Origin of the sequence: Devosia sp. (genome assembly GCF_036563435.1) — a bacterium.
Lineage (GTDB): Bacteria > Pseudomonadota > Alphaproteobacteria > Rhizobiales > Devosiaceae > Devosia.
In genome coordinates this window covers 35578-56133 of sequence record NZ_DATCMJ010000015.1, presented here as the reverse complement: position 1 = coordinate 56133, position 20556 = coordinate 35578, and the positions used below count along the sequence as shown (strand labels likewise).

The window sequence follows — 20556 nt, the reverse complement described above, 5'->3', positions numbered from 1 at the left end:
AGACAAGTTATAGACGCTTTGGCGGACGTTACCGCTACAGGTGCCGCTTGATAAACATGGCTAAAGTTTTCATCTACGGCACGCTCAAGCGCGGCTTCCCGCTGTTTGACAAAGGCATGGCGGGCACGAGCTACCTAGGTGACTACCAAACCGTGGCTCGCTACCCGCTCTACATCGCGCAGGACTTCTTCGGGCCAGTGATGCTCAATCAACCCGACACCGGCCTGCAGGTTCGTGGTGAACTATTCGACGTTCCCGAGGATCAGCTTCCAACTCTGGACGAACTTGAGAGCGTCGGCACGCCAGGAAGCTTCCGTACCACGCTGGAGGTCGAACCCGTGGGCGGCGGAGAGCGCCATTCGGCGATCTGCTACTTTAAGGACGAGTCTTGGCTCCACCCCCTTCATAGCGACCACCTGTCCGACTACCAGGACAGTCGTTTTATTCCTCCGTGGCAGCGATGATACGGTCACATTCAGCCAGCATTCATCTGATCTGGTCGAAGGTGACGGAAAGGGAGACTCTCATGCGCCAATTCAAGGTTCTGATTCTCGCCTGTTTTGCCGCTCTGTCGAGCGTGGCAGGCGTGAGCACTGTAGCAGCCCAGGTCGTGCAGGGCGAAGAGCACTGCGTCGTTAATATCAAGACCACCGACACGCTGAACCTGCGCTCAGCTGGCAAAGCCTCGGCGAAGGTCGTCACGACCCTGCCCTACGCCCGTTGCGGCGTGGTTGTTACAGGTGCCTGCCAAGGTTCGTGGTGCCCGGTCGACGCAGGCCACCATGCCGGCTGGGTCAACAGCCGGTTCATTTCCATGGTCTCGCCGGCTCGGTATTGCGTTGCCGGTGTTGCCAAGAACGACGTGCTGAACCTTCGCGCCTTCCCGGCGGGCACCTCGCGCATCCTGGCGACTCTGAAGCCAAACCAGTGCGAGATCTCGTTCCTCCCCTATGCGACCGGTGCTTGGCAGAAAGTGCGGGTGGAGGGCTATGAGGGCTGGGTCAATAAGCAGTTCGTCTCGGGCCAGTAGCTAGGGAGAACCAGCGTAGATCATGCTCGGCCCTGCATGCTGGTGTCCGAGCACGGCTTCAATCGCTGAAGCAATCGCCTGACTGCCAAGCTCCGACGGTTCGATGGCGTTGGCGAACAGAGCTTCGCTTTCGAACATCACCCGAAGGTCAATAAGCGGAAGCCGGCGCCTGGCCGCCTCGCGCGTGATGACGTCGTTGAGCACGCCAAGCGCCAGGTTCGCCAGCCGGCGCTGCTGCAGGTCGGGCAGGAGCACGTCGTAGATCGTGCAGATCGCTGTGGGCGGATCGAAGCTCTGCGCCCCGTCCAGCAACATTCGGTAATCCTCCGCAAAGCGCTTGCGTACCGCCAGGACCTTTTCCAGCGCCTCGGCGACGGAGCGTGCCGGCTCCAGCAGCAGGCTCGCTGCCCGCAAGGCGTCATTGCCACCGGCGCTGATCACCAGGAGAGTGGCGTCTGACGGCACCCCGCGCAGCTGTTCGCGCGCGCCCGCAATGACTGCCCCGTCCCGCGCGAGGAGAGTAACGCTGCCACCAGGCAGCAGATCCCGGAGCACTGAGGCGACATCGCCGCCTCGGTGGACATAGGCGCCATTATCCAGGATCGAGTCGCCAACCAGAACAACATGCGCTGCCATCTCGTGCCTCCTTTAGAGAGCTAGTGCGCAGCGCCCTTTGTTGTTCCCGCGCTAATGCAAGCTAACAGCTGGTGTGATCGGCGTTGATGCACGATTGGTTTTCATCGCCGGGACGTCTCAGCCGCCTCATCACCTGATGCTAAACGGGAAGTACTTGGCATTGATCAGGTTGTAGGTGCCATCCGCCGTGATGGTCTCAAGTGCCGTGTTGAGCGCACCGAGCAATTCCCGGTCTTCCTTCCGGACGGCAATACCGGCTCCGTCACCAAAGAAGGTAGGGTTCTTGATGTCTTCACCGCGAAACTCGCAGCACTGACCGGCCTTGGTATTGGTCAGCCAGTCATAGGCGGCAAGCTTGTCTTCGAGGATCACCTCGACCCGACCTTCGGCGAGCCCCTGGTACAGCTCTGGCGATGAATTGAAAACCGTTATATCGGAGCCTGAATAAAGCTCGTCGGCATAGGCAAGCTGAGATGTCGCAAGGGTCACACCAACCTTGCGGCCAGCCAGATCTTCGGGCGAGAAAGCGGCGAGGTTCGATCCCTTGTCAGTGATGAAGATCGATGGGCTATCGTAGTAGCGCGCGGTGAAGGCCGCCTTTTCGCGCCGCTCATCGCTCATCGACATGGAGGAGACAATGGCATCGTATTCCTTGGCAAGCAGGCCCGGGATCATGGCGTCCCACTCCTGCACCACGAGTTCGCACTCGGCCGACATCGCCGAGCAAAGGGCGTTCGCGATTTCAACGTCGAACCCCTGCAGAGCGCCATTGGAGTCGAGATAGTTGAAAGGCGGAAAATTCCCCTCCACGGCGATGCGGATCGGAGTTTCCTGCCCCATCACTGCAGCAGGAATGGTGGCTAATCCCGCCACGGCTGCAATCACTGCCAATCGCGCCAAGCCATTGCGCCAATTCGTCATTCCGCTGTTACCCTTCGCGTTTTACTGCCGTAAGCGGCACTTCTAAAGCGGGATGAAAGCACAAAATTCCGAACCAGAACTTACGCACATGCTAGATTTGTTGGGTTTGGCGACAACAGAATTGTAATGCTTTCAGCGGATCGTGGGTGGATTGAAACAGCGAGCTCCAAACCTTGCGTCGCCCCAAGTCTATCTGGACATCTTCTGGCACCCTGCTCTTTCTCATTGCTGTGGGTGGTTTGGCGACACTTGCACTCGTGCTCGGCTCAGCCATCTGGGCCAGCCGCGAAAGCGACATGGCCGCGCTCGACCGGCAACGCGAGCTGGTTGAAAGCCGCCTCTCCAGCCAGATCGACAGCGTGGCCACCGAACTCAGCCTCATGGCAGAAGGTTATGCCAGCTCGATCCTTAACCTCGCCGATCAGCAGAACCTGAGCAGTTTCGACGCGCAGAGCTTCACCGATATCATCACCTCCGTCTTCGGCTACGATCAGGCTTTCGTAGTCTGGCCGGGCGGAGAGCGGGCGCTGCGCCGCGACAGCGAGACGGCTGCACGCTACGACTGGATCAAGCCGCTGCTCATGCCTATGCTGGGGCGTGCTGTTTCAAGCACCTCCGGCTCCAATTCATCACAGGCCCTCGTAGAGCTGATGCGGCTCGAGGGTCGTCCATCGATTGCCGGCGTCGTGCCGGTCGCTCTACCCAGCCGGGACGGTTCCGAAACTGGGCCGCTATTTCTCATCGCCTATCGCTATATCGACGGTCCGGCACTTGATGCCTTCAGTCGCGAGCAGGGTCTGAATGGCGCGCGCTTTGCCCGCGCGTCCGATCCCGAAAGCAATGAAGTGTCATTCCAGATCGAGGCCACCGCCACACGTGAGCCGATCGGCTTCATCATCTGGACGCCCGACCTGCCCGGCTCGCGCGTGGTGGTTCGCCTGGTTCCTGCCCTGGCCACCTCGGCACTGATCATTGCAGCGCTGCTTGCGGTCCTCATGCTGTTGCTGCGAAAGTCGCTGTTCGACCTCAAGGAGAGCGAGCAGAAGGCACGCCACCAGTCGCTGCATGATTTTCTGACCGACCTGCCCAACCGCGCCCTGTTTGCGCAGCGGCTCGCCGCATGCCTCGCTGATCAGCGGCTGACCAGCAAACGGTCCATGGTTGCTCTGGTCGATCTCGATAAGTTCAAGGCGGTAAACGATACCCTGGGCCACGGCGCGGGCGATGAGCTCATCCAGGCGGTAGCTGGCCGCATCTCCAGACTGCTTTCGTCCGAGGACATGCTTGCCCGGCTTGGAGGCGACGAGTTCGCCCTGCTGCTGCCGAACCGGTCCAAGGACGACCGCTCGCATATCGAGCTCTGCAATCGCATCATCGCCGAACTCAGCCGGCCCTTCCCACTCCTCGATGGGAAGGCAAATGCCACGATCAGCTGCTCGATCGGCGTTACCACGATCAGTGGCATCGACCAAAGCGTCAGCGAAGTGCTCCATCTGGCGGATGTGGCCCTTTACGAGGCCAAGTCGGCTGGCCGAGGCCGTTGCGTCGAATACACGCTCAGCATGGACACCACTGCCAAGCTCCGAGACGAGCTAAAGGCCGACCTGCGTCTCTCGCTTGCAGGCGATGACACCAACAGCGCTGATGCAGGCAAGGGCTTGGAAGTTTTCTTCCAGACCATCCACAAGGCCGAAGGCGGCAACCCGGTTTCCGGCGCCGAAGCCCTTGTGCGCTGGCGGCACAGGAAGCACGGTCTACTGACGCCCGACCGCTTCATCTCGCTGGCCGAAGACGCCGGTGTGATCCACGACCTGGGCCACTTCGTGCTGCAGCGCGCCTGCACCGCGGCGATGGAGTGGGAGAACGATGGCTTTGTCTCGGTAAACGTCTCCCCCACCCAGCTAAGCCGCCGCGAGTTTGCCGACGAGGTGCTTCACGTTCTGGACCAGACTGGCCTGCCCGCTGCTCGCCTCGAGCTGGAAGTCACTGAAACCGCGCTCATGAACGGAGACGAAGCCGTGGTCGAGGCAACGCTGGCCCGCTTGCGCCAGCACGGGGTCAAGATCGCCCTCGACGATTTTGGCACGGGCTATTCCTCGCTCAGCCACCTCATCAAGTTCGGCATCGACCGCATCAAGATCGACCGGTCCTTTGTTCGCTTGCTCGGCACCAGAGCCGACGGGGCGGCGGTGGTTTCGGCGGTCGTGGCGCTAAGCCAGAGCCTGGGCCTCGCCACTACGGCGGAGGGCGTCGAGACAGAAGGGCAGCGCGACTTCCTCGTCGCGGCTGGTTGCAACGACCTCCAGGGCTACCTCTTCTCGCGTCCCGTTCCCGACCCGGACATGCGCCAACCTCCGCAACACCTTCGCGCTGCCCAAGCTTGATCTACACGTCCCCTATGGCATCAGCTGCCCGCCATTGACCTCGATTTCTTGGCCAATGATGTAGCCCGAGAGGGCTTCAGATGCGAGGAACAGGTAGGCGCCTACCACATCCTCTACGGTGCCGTGGCGGCCCTGCGGGATCGTCGCCAGCATCGCCTTCATCTGCTCTTCCGTCGAATACCGTTCGTGAAAGGGTGTGGTGATCACGCCCGGCGCCACGGCATTCACCCGGATGTTGAAGGCGATGAGCTCCTTGGCCATGCCGCGCGTTACATTGGCGACGAACGCCTTGGACGAACCATAGATGCCAGCCCCATTGCTGGCGCCGTTCCGCGCCGCAATCGACGTAGTGTTGATGATGAAGCCGCCGCCAGCAGCTTTGAGGTGCGGTATCGCTGCCGTGCTTGCAGCCAGCACCGAGCGCCCATTCAGGTCCATCACTGCATCGTAATGCGCGTCGGTCATCTCGGCATAGGGCACGCGTGCGACCATGCCACCGGCATTGTTGATCAGCCCGTCCAGCTGGCCAAATGCAGCAGCCGTCTCCTCGACAGCTCGCTTCATCTCGGCCGAGCTGTTGGCATCAGCCTTGACCAGCCTTGTCTGTGCACCTGCGGCCTCGATCTCTCGCGCAACTTGCCCCGCAGCATCCGCGCTCGAGTTGTAGTGCAGACCAATGTGCGCCCCCTGCCCCGCGAACGCGATGGCCAAAGCGGCCCCGATGCCGGTGGAGGCGCCGGTAATGAGAACTGCCTTGCCGGCGAGATCGGGGATGACGAGCTGGGACTTGGCCATGGACTACTACCTTGATTGAGCGAGGTTGCATAACGGCAGCGAAGCGCCGCGGATGCAAGCGAGACACCGTTAACCCCTGCAATATTGCCGAACCGGTCTCCTTCCGAGGCATTGGGCCCGCAAGAGGAGATATCGAATGGCTTTGCTGGACGAAGAAGAAATCAAGCGCCGCGCTCATGCGATCTGGGAAAAGGAAGGTCGTCCTGAGGGTCGTGACTTCCAGAACTACATGGACGCCGTCGCCGAGATGATGGCGGAAGCCGAAGGCGACGATCAGCGCCCAACCTCTGGACCAGGTGGCATCAGCACCAATCTTCATCCGGGCGGAATGGCACCAGCGGGCGGCGCTGCGACTGTTGGCAGCATCGGCACGGGTGGCGGCACAACGGCTGGTGCGCCCACGGGCAGTGCCGGTGGCGAGCAGTCCGAATAGTCTCTCATGACCGCCGCATTGTCTTCAGACGCTGACCTCGTCCGCCTGCTGCACGGCAAAGCCGTTCCGCTTGCAGACCTTAAAGATCCGGCCGCCTTCAGTCTGCCATTTGCCCGCTTCGGTGGGACCCGTGTAGTGCTGCTGGGCGAGGCCACCCACGGGAGTTCCGAGTTCTACCGTGCCCGTGCGGCAATAACCCGGCGGCTCATCGAAGATCACGGCTTCAACATCGTCGCCGTGGAGGCGGATTGGCCCGATGCCAGCCGAGTCGACCGCTACGTGCGCAACCGCCCCGGCGGCCAATACGACGAGCACGTCTTCGCCCGCTTCCCTACCTGGATGTGGCGCAATCGCGAATTCGCGGAATTCGTCGAATGGCTGCGCAGCCACAACAAGACTCAAGCCTCTGGGCATGAGGCGGAGTTCCGTGGACTCGACGTTTACTCGCTCCGCAGCTCGATTTCAGAAGTGCTCCGGTACCTTGACCAGGCAGATCCAGAAGCCGCTCGTCTGGCGCGCCGCCGCTATGGGTGCCTGTCGCCATTTCAGGGAGAACCTGCCTGGTACGGACGGGCGGTGCTCACCGGTGAGCACGACGCCTGCGAAGACGCCGTCACCGCACAGCTTCAGGAACTCTTGCAGCGGCAGTTCGCCAGCCGGCGTGCTGAGGATCTGTTTGACGCTACGCAAAATGCTAGGGTCGTACAGGCTGCTGAGCGCTACTACCGGCTGATGTTTCGCGGCTCCACCCAATCGTGGAACATGCGCGACACCCACATGTTCGACATGCTGCAGACGCTCCTGCAAGCCCGCGGCCCGGACAGCAAGGCTGTAGTCTGGGCGCACAACTCCCACATTGGTAACGCCGCAGCTACCGAAATGGGGTGGGATGGACAGCTCAACATCGGCCAGCTCTGCAAGGAGGAGTTCGGCGCCGCTGCTGTCTCTATCGGCTTTGGCACCCACGACGGCACCGTTGCCGCGGCAGATGACTGGGACGAACCTATGGAAGTCATGTCGATCGTGCCCTCGCGGCGCGGTTCCATCGAGAGCCTGTTCAACCAGGCGGGCCACGCTGCATCGTTGACAGACCTACGAAACGACCCCGACCTCTCTGCAGCTTTGGCAGAACCACGGCTGGAGCGCGCAATTGGCGTCGTCTATCGTTCGGACACCGAACTGCAGAGCCACTATTTCAAGGCCGTCCTGCATCAGCAGTTCGATGGGTTCGTGTGGTTCGACCACACGGAAGCGGTAACGCCGCTCCCTTCCGATCCGCCTAAGGGTACGCCGGAAACCTACCCGTTCGGCCTCTAATTGGCGTTAGAACCAAGTGGGTTAATCCCGGAAACAAAAGCGCTGCCGAAGCCTTTCAGCCTTCGGAAGCGGTCTCCGCCGCTTTCCTCCTTCCGATAGGCCCATGCACAGCGTCAGGCACAGGCTGCAACCACCCGGGAAACGATGTCTCACGGTGTCTTCCTTGCCCTGCTTGCCTATGGGCTATTCTCCTGCGCTGATGCCTTGATCAAGTCCACAGGCGGTGCGCTCAGCGTCTTTGAAGTCGGCTTCTTCATCTCTTTGTTCGGCGTCCTGCCGGCTGTGGTCACCAAGCAGCGCGAGGAACGGTGGAGCGACGCGCTCTGCTTCCAAAACCCGCTGCTCCTCAACCTGCGCGGCCTTTCAGGTGTTCTGGGTTCAGCTTGTGTCATCTACGCCTTCACCCATGTGCCGCTTGCTGACGTCTACTCGCTCGCTTTTCTGGCGCCGATCTTCGTTGTCCTCCTTTCGGCAGCCCTCCTGAAGGAGGCTATTCCGCGCCGCCGATGGCCGCTGCTGCTGCTGAGCTTCGTGGGTGTCCTGATCGTTGTGCGGCCTGGCTTTCGCGACCTGCAATTGGGCCATCTTGCGGCCCTTGCCTGTGCCTTCTTCACGGCCTCCAACACCATCCTCCTGCGGTCGCTCGCGCCGCGGGAGCATCGCCTCAGCATCTTTACCGTCGTCACCAGCTATTCATTGTTGATCAACGGCATAGGCATGGTCGTCTCGGGCTTCGAGTTGCCAACGCTTGCCGAATTAGGCGTGCTCATGGCTATCGGCGTTCTTGGTGGGCTGGGGCACCTGACTTTCATCAATGCAACGCGGATCGTACCAGCAAATCACGTCGCGCCGGCGCAATACACCCAGATGGTTTGGGCGATCTCGCTCGGAGCCATCTTCTACGGTGAATATGTCGACCTACCCTCGATCTTTGGTATCCTCATTCTGGCCCTAGCTGGCCTGCTCAACGTCTTGTCGGATGAGCGGATTTCCAAGCTCATGCTGGCGCGGCAGACTATGAGCCGGGCACGCCGCTCAAGACGCTTGAAGATGCGGCGGCTCCACGAGCTTAGCGAAACAGGCATTCGCATGCCGGAAGAGCGGGGCGGCGCGGGCGTAGTTGTTGCCGTTGCGCGTGAAGCACCGAAGGCCTGATTCATACCCACGTTCTATGTGACGCAGCAGCAGGAAAAGATAAGAGTACCACCCGAACCAAGCTCCGACTATGAGTGGCACGGTTCAGGTGGAGCATGTCATGACTGAAGACGAAGATCGTATCGAGTTTGAACTGCACAACCGTGCGGCTTCGACCGATCCCTTCGCCGCAGCGGTGCGCGCCACGCGCATGCCGATGCTGATCACTGATCCCAGCCAGCCGGACAACCCAATTGTCTTCCTCAACGACGCCTTCACTAGGCTGACCGGCTATTCACGTGGCGAAGTGCTGGGGAAAAACTGCCGCTTCCTCCAGGGGCCGGCGACCAATGGCGATGACGTCACCCGCATCCGCAATGCCATTGCGCGGCGCGAAGCCATCGAGATCGACCTTCTCAACTACCGCAAGGACGGCACGACCTTCTGGAATCGCCTGCTGATTTCCCCGGTCTTCGATGAAACGGGGACCCTGACCTACTTCTTCGCCTCACAATTCGACGTCAGCCCGGACCGTAATCGCGTCACGGAACTCCAGAGTTCTCATGGCGAGCTCGAGAGCGAAATCGAGCAACGCATGCTTGATGTCTCTGCCGCAGAAAACCGGCTGCGCTTCATCCTACAGGCCGCCGGCATGGGCGTCTGGACGCTGGACCTGGGGACCGAGCGGCTTGTTCTGTCCGCCAAGAGCAAGGACATCTTCGGCCACGCGCCAGGCGAGGCGATCAGCTACCAGGACATGCTGGCGGCGCTGGACGAGGCTCATCGCCTCCGCTGGACGGAAGAAGTGCAGCAGGCGGTCGAAAGCGGCAACGAAATCATCGTTGAATGCCTGATCCGCACGCCGCAGCACGAGCGGCGTTGGGTCGAGTTGCGCGGGCAAGTGACTCCCGGACTACTTGACACCGCGCCAATTATGACCGGCGTCGCCATCGACATCACCGAGCGCAAGGAAGCCGAGGAGCACCGCAAGCTCCTGGCCCGTGAACTCAGCCACCGCGTCAAGAACAGCCTCGCCACCGCGCAAGCGGTGTTCCTCCAGTCCATCCGCTCAGCCGACTCGCTTGAGGATGCGCAGCGGCGCGCCGTCGGCCGGGTACAGGCGCTTGCCGGTGCCCAGGATCTCCTGACCCAGGAGGGCTGGAGCAGCGCCACGCTGCGGGACGTCGTCGACAAGAGCCTGCTACCCTTCGGTTCGGAAACTATCCGCGTCGCCGGTCCACGCGTGATGCTCGGCGCCAAGGCCGTCTCGACTCTCTCGTTGGCTCTGCATGAACTCGCCACCAACTCCACCAAATATGGTGCCCTGTCCGTCGCTGGGGGCTCGGTCACGGTCACCTGGACGCTGGAAAGCGGCGACCCCGGGACGTTGCGGTTCTACTGGAGCGAAATGGACGGTCCGGCCGTCGCTCCACCCAAGCGTCGCGGCTTTGGCACTCGGATTGTAGAGACAACCGTCCAGGCGGAACTGAAAGGCGAGGCGAAGCTCGACTTCCGTCCGGATGGGGTGAAATACGAGATCATCGCGCCGCTGACCGCCCTCACCGACAACTACGACGCCTATTCGGGCGACGCGTCGGGGCAACAATAGCAGACGGTCCAGCCGTCTTGACACCGCACGCCTGATCGCGCAAAGAGCGCCCGGCTGCTGACGCCTGCCGCTCGCCGGATGATCCGATGGTGAAGTTCAGCTCCAAGACCTGATCGCTCCTCTTGCGAGGCGGTTCATGGCAAGGCGAGCCCCATGAGATGTTCCGCCCCAATGAGGCTGCACTCATGTCTTTCCCACCCAACGCCTTCATCAGGGACCCCATCCCCCGGGTTCTCCTGCGGACCGCTCTTCCCATCATCCTCCTCACCAGCGTCAATGGTCTCCTCACCGTTGTCGACGCCATGCTGCTCGGCGCCTTCGTCGGTCCAGAAGCCCTGGCCGCCGTAACCCTGGTGTTCCCGGTGTCGATGGCGCTGATTGCCCTTGCCACCATGGTGTCGTCAGGCATGGCCAGCATTCTCGCGCGGCAGCTTGGCGGCGGTCAGATCGACAAGGCGCAGGCAAGCTTTGCCGGCGCGCATGGCCTTGCCGCCCTGCTCTGCCTGCTGCTGGCGATCATCTTTGCCCTGGGTGGCCGCCCGCTTGTCGCGGCGCTCACCACCGACGCCGATCTCGCCGGCATGAGTTTCCAATTCTTGGCCATCTCGATTCTGGCAGCGCCGCTTGCCCTCGTCGGCTCCATCCACTCCGATGCACTTCGCGTCGAAGGCAGGATCGGCTTCATGGCCCTTGCCGGCCTTGCCGTGACGCTGGGCAACATCGCCTTCAACCTCCTGCTGATCGCTGGCCTGGGCCTGGGAGTTGCCGGATCGGCCTTGGGCACCGCCCTGGCGCAAGCTTTGGCCCTTGCCCTGATGATCGCATTTCGCCTCAAGGGACAGGCCATCCTGTCTCTTCGCCTCCGCCTCCAGAACATCGCTACGAGTTGGCGGGAGATGCTGGCGCTTGGTGCGCCGCGAAGCCTCAGCTTTCTCGGTATTGCCCTGGGCGCCGCAGCGACAATCGCCGCCGTTCGCCTCCATGTTGGCGGCAGGCAGGACGTGGTGATCGCCGCCTATGGCGCCATCACCCGCATGATGACCTTCACCTACCTGCCGTTACTGGGCCTCAGCCTCGGCATGCAGGCGGTGGTTGGCAACAACCATGGTGCCGGCCTGACCGACCGGTCACGTCTGGCCTTCCGCCTGGCGGCCGGCACAGCCTTGGTTTATTGCGCTGTAGTGCAGGTGCTGCTGTTCCTGCTGCGCGGCAATCTCGGCTATCTCTTTGTCGCCGATCCGCGCGTGGTTGCCGAAGTGGCCCGCATCCTGCCCTTCTACGCTGCCCTCTATCTAACACTGGGCCCTATGATGATGGTCGCCAGTTATCTCCAAAGCATCGGCGACGCCAGGCGCTCGGCCTTCCTGTCGCTGGCCCGTACATATCTGTTTGCCGTGCCACTAACCTTCACGCTGCCGCTTGCCGTGGGTGAATACGGCATCTGGATCGCCTTGCCATTGGCCGACCTCCTGCTCCTTCTGACCACCCTCATCACCCTTCGAAACATCGCGCCGTCCCCTGCGACTGCTTAGGCCTCCATACCCGAGAACACACCATGACCACTCCCCTCGTTGTACCACCCGAACGTCAGGGCAGCGTCGAGCTTGCCGATCGTCGCAACCTCGCGGTTTCCGAGTGGGGCCCGGCAGACGGGGACCCGATCCTCTTCTGCACCGGTGCCGGCATGAGCGGCAGCCTTGGCTTCGGTGCCGAAGCCCTTCGCGCCCAAACCCTCCGCCTCATCGGCATCGACCGTCCCGGCCTTGGCCGTTCTAGCCTTGCTCCCGAAAAAAGCTTCAGCAGCTGGACCGCGGATGTCCGCGGACTGATTGAAGCGCTCGACCTCACCCAACCTGCGGCCGTCGGCTTCTCCCAGGGCGCACCCTTTGCCCTCGCCCTGGCCCATGCCGGCCTTGTCCATTCGGTCGCGATCGTTTCCGGACAGGATGAACTCAGTCATCCCAGCCTGAGGGGCATGCTCGATAGCGGCGTAGACGGCCTGCGGCAGCAGATTGTCGCGGACCCGGCGGGCGTCGAGCGCCACGTCAGCGAGACTGCCACAGCGGATTGGCTCTGGAGCATGATCAGCCAGATGAGCGCCCCTGCAGACGTTGCCATCTACACCAGCGAGCCGTTTGCCACGCTCTACCAGCAATCGCTCGCCGAAGGCTTCATGCAGGGCGCCAGCGGCTACGCGCGCGACCTCACCCTGGCGATGAGCCCCTGGCCCTTCGCCCTGGAAGAGATCGCCGTCCCGGTTCACCTCTGGTATGGCGCACTGGACACAAGCCCGGTGCACTCGCCCGATCACGGCGCGGGTATGGCCAGCCGCCTGCCACACTCGACCCGCCAAGTGCTGCCGGACCATGGCAGCGCCATTCTGTGGCTCCAAGCCGAGCGTATCTTGTCTGCGCTGGCCGAAAGGTAACGGCACCCGCACCTTTTGCGTGTTCGGGCGTTGACGCTTCTGATCCAACACAGGAGCGGCCAATGCCCGACTATCAACTTACCCTCAGCAACGGCACCAGCATCGGCTTCAGCGATGAACGGGAACTCGACGAGATGATCGAGCAAGTGATCGAGCAGGGCTTTCTGCGCATCAGCGGCGAGCGGACCCTGGTGGAGCAAGGCACCCCCATCGAAGGCGATTTCGTCGCCTTTGAAAGCCACATCCTGAGCATCTCCACCTGAGCGTGCGATTACCCGATAAGTGATTGAGCCAAGCGCGCCGCTCAGCCGTTGAGCCGGCATGAGCGACTATCCAGACCCTCAGGCGGCCGCGGAACTCTACGAACTCTATGCCGAGCTCCACCTCGCCTGCGGCCGCGCCGCCGCCGCCTTGCGGCTGAACGGCAACTGGGACGCACCCCACGAAGAACTGCTCGAGCGCTTCCGCAAGGAAGAGGCGCGAGCAAAGGCCATCTGGGAGCAGATCAAGGTCGTTCAGGAAAGATCACGATAATAGGTCCGCCTTGATTGGCGGACCTGTCAGACCTGATCACACGTGACCTAGAAGGTCAGAGCAAAGGTCGCTTTCACCGTGTGGCTATGCTGGGTGCCCGCGATCGTCCCGTTGTAGCGAGCCCCGATGGTGGTGCCATTTAGCAGGTCCCAGTCCAGCCCGGCCTCGAGCAGCAGGCTATCGCGTGTCGCGGGAACACCGGCAATGGTGAACGGTCCCGTGCCACTGGCGAAGCGCATGTCGCGCAGTGGCGCCCCGCCATCGAACGCGTGCTGCCACGCCACGCCCGCCGACGCGGTCAAGGTGGCCTCGTCGCTGACATGAAGTTCGCGCTCGCCTCGCAAGCCCACCGTTATATTGGTTGACCCATAGCTGCTTGCCGCGCCGGTGAGTGCCGCAACACCGCCTGCCTCGGTGAAGCCATCGGCGCCAACAGCGAGGTGCGAGAGACCGACGAATGGTTCAATTGTGGTGCCGCCCACATCCAGCCGATATCCGACTTCACCGAACACCTGCACCGAGCGGGTGGCGTAGGCCGCCGTCAAGCTATCGGTGAAGCCGCCGATGGTGACCTGCCGGCTCGTGTTGATTGTTCCCGCGGCAAGGGACGCACCACCACGCAGCGCCAGCGCCTCGATCTCGGTGGCGCCATAAACACCTAGGTGAAAGGCGCCAAGATCGGCACTGCCGGGTCCCACGAGCGTGTCGAAATGAGTCCCCGTAAATCCGCCGGCGATGCCCAGCTTGGCCCCGCCTGCATGATCCGCCTCGAAGCCGAACAAGGCGCCGCCTGTGCCGGAAACGACGCGGCTGGCATTGCCATCGCCTTCGATCTGGCGGAAGCTTCCTAGGCCCGCGCTCCAGATCCCCGTGGTCCACTCATCAGCTGGCACGGTATCGTCGGCCGCACTTTGCGTATCGAGGTCGCTCAGCACACCTTGGGAGGGTGACCGCATGCGCTGCAGCAGCGTATCGCGGACCAGATGGCCATCCTGAACCAGGATTGTGCCCTGGCTGGCGTGGACTTCGCCTGAAAGACTGTCGAACCCGGCGCGGGCGCCCTCTTCGGTCTGGGCGATCAAGGCGTCGTAGATGGCGTTGCCTAACCCCAGCTTTTCGGCAACAGGGGCAACTGCACGTTGGTTGAACGTCAAACCTTCCAAATCGATGAAGGAGCGCTCGTTGCGCGCCAGATGCAGCCAAACGTCGTTGGCGTCATAGGTCAGGTCAGGGCGGAGAAAAGCCAGGTCGGTCGTGACGCTGGCAAACGTCCCGTCTATTCCCTCGGCAGCCGTGACGATGCGGTAGCGCGTCGAAGGCGCGTAGTCTCCGCCGGCAGCCCGCACATCGACCGTGCCCGCCAGGAAGGCACTGGTGCCGGCGGCCAGCAGGTCGCTCTCGCCTTGCGCGTTGACGTCCACGCTCAACACCGATGTTGCATCCATGTCGATGCGGCCGGTCGTGGATAGCGTACCGATCTCACCCGGCATGCTGCCAGGCGCTATGGTTCCGCTGCTGGCAATGCTGTGCAGTGTGCCCCGACCACCCAAGGTTGCGCCTTCCAGGACGAAGCCGTCCGCATTGCTCCAGTCGCCGTTGATGATCAGCGACCCCACCTCGGCATAGGCCTGCCCGGCGAAATACTGGCTGTCGCCATCAAAAATCTGCGTGCCGCTGCCTCGCTTGGCGACGACACCCGAACCGAGCACCTCGCCATCGAAGGCCGCGTTCCCGTTGTCGTAGCCGAGCGTTGCGAGATGACTCATCGTGTCCAGCGTACCCTCGCCAAACAGGCCGGCGAGATTGGAAGCATGCTGCAGCTCGAGCTGCGCACCCTCATCGATCTGCATGTCGGAAAGCTGCGACAAGGCGCCGGCGGAAACCGCGATCAGCGTGCCTTCCGAAACACGGGTGAGGCCGGTATGTGAGTTGTTGCCATAGAGCTCCAGCACGCCTCCTCCCAGCTTGTTGTATCCCAGCCCGGCGGAGCGTTCGCTGATATTGCCCATCAGCCGTCCCACGTCCTCCGAGGCAACAGTCAGGTCGGCGTTGTTGGATGCAATGCCGGTCAGTTCGACATTGTTGTCGATCGATACGCCCGACCCGATCCGCAGATTGCCCGCCGAGTAGAGCTGGACATCGCCGCTCCCCAAGGCGAGATCCGAGTTGGCGACGATCGTACCGTTGTTGAGTATGGTGCCGCCGCTATAGGTGTTGTCACCGTTCAGAACGAGTGCGTCTGATCCTTCCTTCTGCAGCGTTCCGACCCCGCTGATCACCCTGTTCATCGTTAACCGGTTGAGGTCGGCATTGATGATGACGCGGCTTGGGTCCGCGAGAACAACCGCGTTGTCGATCGTGCGGGTGCCCGAGCCAAACAGAACGGTGCCCCCTCGCATTTCGAGCGCGCCACTTCCCAGGGCATTGTCGTGGCCGAGGATCAGTCCACCTTCGGCAAGAGTCGTGGTTCCGCTATAGCCGCTGTTGTCGCCGCTTAGCCGAAGGTATCCCCAGCCGGTTTTCCGCAAGTTGAAAGCACCCGATATTGGGCCTGACTGCTGAGCCGCACTAGTGTTCTGAAAGTTGCGATGGAGAACCGTATCCTCAGTCAAGACAAGAGGATCAGAGCCATTGGCTCCAGCGTCATAATCTACCACCGTCTGCGCCTTTGCCGGCAGTGCCACAACCAGAGCGACAAGCGTGATGAGGGATGTCCCCAAGAGCCAGCGCGCGCGTGACCGAGCGGCTGCTGCGCGGCGTGGGAACTTAGCGGAATAGACCATGGTTATGCGGTTCCTCTGATCAGAAGTCGAAGCAGCAGGGCGCACACACCCCGTGTGACACCCCGCTGCAATCGCCTAGGGAGCGGTCGGACTATTCCGAGGAACCTCGTCCCTGTCCCCGTGCCTTCAGACGGGGCCGCGCGTTTTTCAAAGGTTTGTGCGGGATCGGCGAAGTCGCGGATCCAGCATCTGCATCAGGCGATAGGCCGTATGCCGCATCTGCAGGGGGAGCAGGCTCCGCAACACCGGCAACCAGCAGGCCAGTTGCATGACTGCAGGCATGCCCAGGCTCTTCGCCCCACCAGCGGCAACGCGGGCCCGCTCCAGCGCCGCATCCAGTGTGTGCCTGGCATGAGATCGGGGCGAGAAACGATAGAACAGCAAGGGCTCGGCTATGTTGCCGAACTGCGCCTGCTGATTGGCGGCACGGAACCACAGATCATGGTCCTCGCTGCGCCTCAAGGCGGGGTCGTATCCGCCCAGGCGCTGCAAGGTCGCGCTCCGCATCATGATCGACGGGTGAATCATCGGATTAGCCCACAGCGAAGCGATGATGCCCTCATGATGTACGGGCCTTCGCCACAACCGGCCGATCCGGCTGTTCTCGTCGATCTCGCAGGCGAAGGTACCGACAATGTCGAGCTCGGGTTGCGCCCACAGCAGATCCAGTTGCTTTTCGAACCGTCGAGGATGCGCAACGTCATCGCTGTCCATGCGGGCGATCACATCGCCGCTGCACAGTGCGAGACCAGCATTCAGCGCTGCCGCCAGGCCGACATTTTCGGCGAGAACGACAGGGACAATGGGCAGCACATGCCGGAACCGGTCGATGACGGAGTGGAGCTCCGGCTCCAACACACCGTCCTCAACCAGCACGACTTCATCCGCCGGTCGTGTTTGCGCTGCAAGGCTTTGCAGGCACACCTTGAGAAAGGCGGGCTTTTCAGCACCGTAGACGGCCATGAGCACCGAAAGCTTGGTGCTGCGAAGGTCATGGTCGATCGTCCTGTCGAAGCTGCGCGGCAAGGGAGTTCGCGCGGCGCGGGTGAGTTGGAAGATTTTGGCGGTAGGCTGGAGTACGCGCTCCATGGGCACACCTGTGAGGAAAGGGGGTGTCCTGGCGCTGCAACTAAACGCCCGAACGTCCTATAGTCTTTCCACCCCGTTTCCGTGTCCCCGTCTGAACAGCGGGGATCACCCAGGTATTCTTGTTCTTCCTTGTTCTCCCGGTACTCGGAACATTGCTTTCGTTCTTCTGATCAAGAGGCCGCAGCCGGAGTTGCGCCGCTGATCAAGGCGCTCCGCAGGATAACGGCCATCAGGTCCTGCTGCCGGGTCACGCCGACCTTGCGGAAGATGTTCCGCATGTGGAAGGCCAGGGTCGTCCCCGTCACGCCCATGTCGCCGGCAATCTCGTCGGTCCGCAATCCCTTGGCGATGGCGGTGGCCACGCGCGCTTCAGTCGGCGTCAGGGCAAAGAGCCTTGCCGTCTGCGCCTCGGACACGTGCGGAGGCGCGCCACTATCGATCAGGAACATGGCCGCACTGGCCCCGCTGGTCGCCCCGCGCTCAAGGGCGATGAACTGAACCAGCAAGAGATGCCGGTGCTCCTGCCCGATCATGATGGGATCGGAGTTGCGCCCTTCGTTCACCGCCGCATCAAGCGCCTGGCGCAGCTGGTTGGAATGCGCAACGGAGCGGGCCGCCAGCCGCCCGTTGCTGTAGGTGATGCAATCGCCGAACAGCGCCGACGCCTGGCGGTTCTGGCGCAGCAGCACTTTGTTGGCATCGAACAGCGCCACGCCCAGTGCAAGGTGATCAAAGGTGGTCGCCATGGCGTCCAGCCCCTTCTGTAGCACGCCCTGCACCTCGGCTTGCCGCCGGTGTTCCGCCGCAGCGGTCAGGTTGCTGCGGATACGGCTCACCTGCTGCATTCGCGAGCGGATGGTGGCGAGCAGCAGGTCGAAATCCACCGGCTTTGGCAGGTAGTCATCGGCGCCGGCCGTACGGCCCTCGATGACCGCTAGGCGATCCGACAGGGCGGTCAGGAACACGAAGGGCACATCGGCGAGGTCCGGCCGCATCGTCCTGAGCGATCGCAGCAGTTCGAAGCCACCCATTCTGGGCATGGTGATGTCACAAAGAATGAGGTCGGGCTGCGCCTCGGCGAGGATCTCGAGCGCCGACTGGCCGTCGTCTGCTTCCAGAACGGCGTATCCGGCGTCTTCCAGTTCTTCAACGATGTTGGCCCGCAGGTTCCGCTCATCCTCGACGCAAAGGATGAGGTGCTGGGGTTGCGTAATGTCAGACCGCGTCACGAACCATCTCCGGAACAATCTTGTGTGGCAATCGAAGCGTGAAGGTCGAGCCCTGTCCCTCGAGCGAGCTGAGCGTGATGTCTCCGCCATGCAGCAGCGCAATCTGGCGAGCCGTGTAGAGGCCGACGCCCGTTCCCGGAATGCTGGTCGAGGTGCTGGCGCGGAAGAAGCGGTCGAAGACCCGCTCCTGCTGCGGCTGGGGAATGCCGACGCCGTGGTCCGTCACCGTGATGGTCACGGCGAGCCCGTCATCCACCGCGACGATCTCCACCGGCGCCGGTTCGGGCGAGTACTTCACGGCATTTCCGACGAGGTTGGACAGGGCCTGGTCGATCAGCAAGGCATCGCACACCAGGGCCGTGCCCAGGCGAATGTCCAGCTGAAATCGACGTTCGGGCGTCAGCTCGGTGTAACGGGCGCAGACGCTTCGAATGAGCTCCTCCAGGTCAACCGGACGCATCGCCAGGTCGAATATTCCAGCGTCCACACGCTCTGCCGTCAGGGTGGCATCAATCAGCCGCGTCAGGCTGGAGACCGACACGCGGATGGTCTTGGCTCGCTCGACCAGCTCGGCCTCATCCATCTTTGAGCCCCGCCGCACCATGCGGTGCATGGTCGAGTCGATCACCGCCAGCGGCGTACGGAACTGATGGGACACCATGGTGACGAAGTCCCGATAGACCTCGCGCAACTGCCGTTCCCGTTGCGCATCATAGCGCTCAGTCACATCGCGCACGATCAGGATACCCCCAGTGACCTCATCGTTGAGGCGGATCGGATGCAGCACGCGCTCGAGGTAAGTCCCATCGCCCCGCAGTTCCGGCGCCAGGTAGGATGGACTGCCCTTGAGCACGTCATCGAGGTTCTGGCCCGAAACGGTCGGATCGAGTTCCGCAATGGACCTGCCAAGGCTTTGCTCGGCCCGCACGCCGAACAGCTTGCTCATGCCCTCGTTCCAGTGGGTGCAGGTCAGCCTGGCATCGAAGGCGGCGATGCCCTCGCCGCTCGACACCAACAGGAGATTGAGAAAATTCTTCTCGCGCCGCAACTGCGCTTCCGCTGCCGCAGATTTCCCCAGGCTGCTCATCAGGCGAAGGATCAGGAAGGCGCCTGTCGCCATGATCCCGATGACCGAGAAAATGACCTGCACGATATTGGCGTTGTAGCTGTTGCGCCGCTGGCCGTCGACGACCCGGTTCTGGATCATCAGTTCATTGGCGATGGAGCCCAGCGGCTGGAGATACTGGTGCATGGTGCGTGCAAGGCGAAGGCTGAAGCGCTCGACCTGATCCCCGGAACTGCTGATAAGCGGCTCAAGCTCCAAAAGATCGGCCATGGCCCGGGCGGCCACATTGCCACGTCCCGCCTCCGCAATGCGCTGCGCCAGCGGCCCTTCCTGCAAAAGGTTCAGACGGCTGATGAGCACATCGTAGCGCAGGGCGATCTCGTCGGCCGTGGCAAAGCTACCAGGAGTTGTGGCAAGCAGCAGCCGCTGGATCTCGTACTGCGCCTGGCTCAGGGCCCAGATAATGCCTTCCCCGGAACTCGCGTAGTTGTCGCGCTCCAGTTGCACCAGCCGGTACATGGCAAAGCCCAGCAATACGACGAACGCCAGGACGGCCAAGGCGACGGCAAGTGTTTCCCGGCCTCGGCCAGCCGGCACCTTCATGGCACGAAGAGCCGGTTGAGCTGCCACACCCAGCGATGCTCGAAGCGTTCCTCCCGCAGATGCGGGAGCGAGTCTCGCGGATAAACGATCCAGAGAGGTCCCTTGTCGCGCCGGCTCAGCATTTGCCCGTCCATGCTCCAGGCGAGAATGACGTCGTAATCGGCGAAGTCAGTCAGCGGGATATCCGCTTCGTAGTCGTTAAGCGCCTGCGCGCGCACATAGTCGGACTTCACCGGTCCTGCCGCAGCCATGACTGACCGCGCCAGCACGCCTTCGAATTGCCGTGTGCCTTCCGTCCAGGCTGTCGACGTTGCCAGCTTCGTCACCCCCAACGCCTGCAGTTGCGGCAGCGTGAACCGAAGTGTCTGCTCGATATTGCCGGTGACTTCGAGGATGACGCCCTCGCTTTCCCCAGCACGTAGATTGTAAATGGACAAAGCAGCGGTCGCGATGGACGCCGCCAGAAAAACACGCCGCTTCATCGCCCTTCCACCACCTGCCGCTCACCTGCCGCCAGCACAAGGCATCCGAGCAGCGCCCACAACAACAAACAATTCTAGCCGTA

19 protein-coding genes are annotated in these 20556 nt (G+C 62.3%); 11 read left to right on the top strand and 8 right to left on the bottom strand.

Features of this window, described 5'->3' with window-relative positions; translation table 11 throughout:
• Positions 1-56 precede the first annotated feature (56 nt).
• Together VIL88_RS11110 and VIL88_RS11105 are read left to right on the top strand one after the other, a co-directional pair.
• Positions 57-464: a gamma-glutamylcyclotransferase family protein gene (locus VIL88_RS11110; RefSeq protein ID WP_331988763.1), complete on the top strand. Its 408-nt coding sequence runs from the start codon at positions 57-59 to the stop codon at positions 462-464.
• 62 nt (positions 465-526) lie between these two features.
• Entirely contained in the window at positions 527-1030 is a 504-nt protein-coding gene (locus VIL88_RS11105) for an SH3 domain-containing protein (protein ID WP_331988761.1), read from the top strand.
• Here VIL88_RS11105 and VIL88_RS11100 read toward each other — a convergent pair whose 3' ends face one another.
• Both VIL88_RS11100 and VIL88_RS11095 read right to left on the bottom strand, forming a co-directional pair.
• Positions 1031-1666, bottom strand: a complete 636-nt coding sequence (locus VIL88_RS11100; protein ID WP_331988759.1) for an SGNH/GDSL hydrolase family protein — start codon at positions 1664-1666, stop codon at positions 1031-1033. It lies immediately after the preceding gene.
• Between the two features lie 129 nt (positions 1667-1795).
• Positions 1796-2587, bottom strand: a complete 792-nt coding sequence (locus VIL88_RS11095; protein ID WP_331988757.1) for a transporter substrate-binding domain-containing protein — start codon at positions 2585-2587, stop codon at positions 1796-1798.
• 230 nt (positions 2588-2817) lie between these two features.
• On the opposite strand from VIL88_RS11095, the gene VIL88_RS11090 reads away from it, so the two are divergent.
• On the top strand, positions 2818-4971 hold the full coding sequence (locus VIL88_RS11090; RefSeq protein WP_331989318.1) for a putative bifunctional diguanylate cyclase/phosphodiesterase: 2154 nt from the start codon (positions 2818-2820) through the stop codon (positions 4969-4971).
• A gap of 12 nt (positions 4972-4983) precedes the next feature.
• Here the strand turns inward: VIL88_RS11090 and VIL88_RS11085 are convergent, their stop codons facing one another.
• On the bottom strand, positions 4984-5766 hold the full coding sequence (locus VIL88_RS11085) for an SDR family NAD(P)-dependent oxidoreductase (protein ID WP_331988755.1): 783 nt from the start codon (positions 5764-5766) through the stop codon (positions 4984-4986).
• Positions 5767-5902: 136 nt separating this feature from the next.
• Between VIL88_RS11085 and VIL88_RS11080 the strand changes: the two genes are divergently transcribed.
• The 8 genes from VIL88_RS11080 (at position 5903) to VIL88_RS11045 (ending at position 13221) form a co-directional block, all read left to right on the top strand.
• Entirely contained in the window at positions 5903-6199 is a 297-nt protein-coding gene (locus tag VIL88_RS11080) for a DUF2934 domain-containing protein (protein ID WP_331988753.1), read from the top strand.
• Positions 6200-6205: 6 nt separating this feature from the next.
• Positions 6206-7516, top strand: a complete 1311-nt coding sequence (locus VIL88_RS11075; RefSeq protein WP_331988751.1) for an erythromycin esterase family protein — start codon at positions 6206-6208, stop codon at positions 7514-7516.
• A gap of 144 nt (positions 7517-7660) precedes the next feature.
• Complete coding sequence (locus VIL88_RS11070) at positions 7661-8671, top strand: DMT family transporter (protein WP_331988749.1); 1011 nt, start codon at positions 7661-7663, stop codon at positions 8669-8671.
• Positions 8672-8771: 100 nt separating this feature from the next.
• Positions 8772-10259 carry a PAS domain-containing protein gene (locus VIL88_RS11065; RefSeq protein ID WP_331988747.1) on the top strand — a complete coding sequence of 496 codons (1488 nt, stop codon included), beginning with the start codon at positions 8772-8774 and terminating at the stop codon, positions 10257-10259.
• Between the two features lie 185 nt (positions 10260-10444).
• Positions 10445-11791: an MATE family efflux transporter gene (locus VIL88_RS11060; protein WP_331988745.1), complete on the top strand. Its 1347-nt coding sequence runs from the start codon at positions 10445-10447 to the stop codon at positions 11789-11791.
• A gap of 23 nt (positions 11792-11814) precedes the next feature.
• The gene (locus tag VIL88_RS11055; protein WP_331988743.1) at positions 11815-12687 is read left to right on the top strand and encodes an alpha/beta hydrolase; all 873 of its coding nucleotides are present in this window, start codon (positions 11815-11817) and stop codon (positions 12685-12687) included.
• Positions 12688-12749: 62 nt separating this feature from the next.
• Positions 12750-12950, top strand: a complete 201-nt coding sequence (locus VIL88_RS11050) for a hypothetical protein (RefSeq protein ID WP_331988741.1) — start codon at positions 12750-12752, stop codon at positions 12948-12950.
• A gap of 58 nt (positions 12951-13008) precedes the next feature.
• Positions 13009-13221 (top strand): hypothetical protein, encoded by a 213-nt coding sequence (locus VIL88_RS11045; protein ID WP_331988739.1) that lies wholly within the window; start codon positions 13009-13011, stop codon positions 13219-13221.
• 47 nt (positions 13222-13268) lie between these two features.
• Here the strand turns inward: VIL88_RS11045 and VIL88_RS11040 are convergent, their stop codons facing one another.
• From VIL88_RS11040 to VIL88_RS11020, 5 genes are all read right to left on the bottom strand, one after another.
• Entirely contained in the window at positions 13269-15749 is a 2481-nt protein-coding gene (locus tag VIL88_RS11040) for an autotransporter outer membrane beta-barrel domain-containing protein (RefSeq protein WP_331988737.1), read from the bottom strand.
• Positions 15750-16151: 402 nt separating this feature from the next.
• Positions 16152-17093, bottom strand: coding sequence for a glycosyltransferase (locus tag VIL88_RS11035; protein WP_331988735.1), 942 nt, complete (start codon positions 17091-17093; stop codon positions 16152-16154).
• A gap of 170 nt (positions 17094-17263) precedes the next feature.
• Entirely contained in the window at positions 17264-18322 is a 1059-nt protein-coding gene (locus tag VIL88_RS11030) for a response regulator (protein ID WP_331988733.1), read from the bottom strand.
• Positions 18309-19991 carry a PAS domain-containing sensor histidine kinase gene (locus tag VIL88_RS11025; protein WP_331988731.1) on the bottom strand — a complete coding sequence of 561 codons (1683 nt, stop codon included), beginning with the start codon at positions 19989-19991 and terminating at the stop codon, positions 18309-18311. Before VIL88_RS11025 ends, VIL88_RS11030 begins: the two co-directional genes overlap by 14 nt.
• Positions 19988-20473: a molybdopterin-dependent oxidoreductase gene (locus tag VIL88_RS11020; RefSeq protein ID WP_331988729.1), complete on the bottom strand. Its 486-nt coding sequence runs from the start codon at positions 20471-20473 to the stop codon at positions 19988-19990. Before VIL88_RS11020 ends, VIL88_RS11025 begins: the two co-directional genes overlap by 4 nt.
• Positions 20474-20556: the final 83 nt, after the last annotated feature.

Bases quoted from the DNA above. Each gene is read 5' to 3' on its own strand.
- VIL88_RS11025 (WP_331988731.1), bottom strand. From the start codon at position 19,991: ATGAAGGTGCCGGCTGGCCGAGGCCGGGAAACACTTGCCGTCGCCTTG.
- VIL88_RS11070 (WP_331988749.1), top strand. From the start codon at position 7,661: ATGTCTCACGGTGTCTTCCTTGCCCTGCTTGCCTATGGGCTATTCTCC.
- VIL88_RS11055 (WP_331988743.1), top strand. From the start codon at position 11,815: ATGACCACTCCCCTCGTTGTACCACCCGAACGTCAGGGCAGCGTCGAG.
- VIL88_RS11075 (WP_331988751.1), top strand. From the start codon at position 6,206: ATGACCGCCGCATTGTCTTCAGACGCTGACCTCGTCCGCCTGCTGCAC.
- VIL88_RS11065 (WP_331988747.1), top strand. From the start codon at position 8,772: ATGACTGAAGACGAAGATCGTATCGAGTTTGAACTGCACAACCGTGCG.
- VIL88_RS11035 (WP_331988735.1), bottom strand. From the start codon at position 17,093: ATGGAGCGCGTACTCCAGCCTACCGCCAAAATCTTCCAACTCACCCGC.
- VIL88_RS11020 (WP_331988729.1), bottom strand. From the start codon at position 20,473: ATGAAGCGGCGTGTTTTTCTGGCGGCGTCCATCGCGACCGCTGCTTTG.
- VIL88_RS11080 (WP_331988753.1), top strand. From the start codon at position 5,903: ATGGCTTTGCTGGACGAAGAAGAAATCAAGCGCCGCGCTCATGCGATC.
- VIL88_RS11095 (WP_331988757.1), bottom strand. From the start codon at position 2,587: ATGACGAATTGGCGCAATGGCTTGGCGCGATTGGCAGTGATTGCAGCC.
- VIL88_RS11100 (WP_331988759.1), bottom strand. From the start codon at position 1,666: ATGGCAGCGCATGTTGTTCTGGTTGGCGACTCGATCCTGGATAATGGC.
- VIL88_RS11045 (WP_331988739.1), top strand. From the start codon at position 13,009: ATGAGCGACTATCCAGACCCTCAGGCGGCCGCGGAACTCTACGAACTC.
- VIL88_RS11060 (WP_331988745.1), top strand. From the start codon at position 10,445: ATGTCTTTCCCACCCAACGCCTTCATCAGGGACCCCATCCCCCGGGTT.
- VIL88_RS11085 (WP_331988755.1), bottom strand. From the start codon at position 5,766: ATGGCCAAGTCCCAGCTCGTCATCCCCGATCTCGCCGGCAAGGCAGTT.
- VIL88_RS11110 (WP_331988763.1), top strand. From the start codon at position 57: ATGGCTAAAGTTTTCATCTACGGCACGCTCAAGCGCGGCTTCCCGCTG.
- VIL88_RS11050 (WP_331988741.1), top strand. From the start codon at position 12,750: ATGCCCGACTATCAACTTACCCTCAGCAACGGCACCAGCATCGGCTTC.
- VIL88_RS11105 (WP_331988761.1), top strand. From the start codon at position 527: ATGCGCCAATTCAAGGTTCTGATTCTCGCCTGTTTTGCCGCTCTGTCG.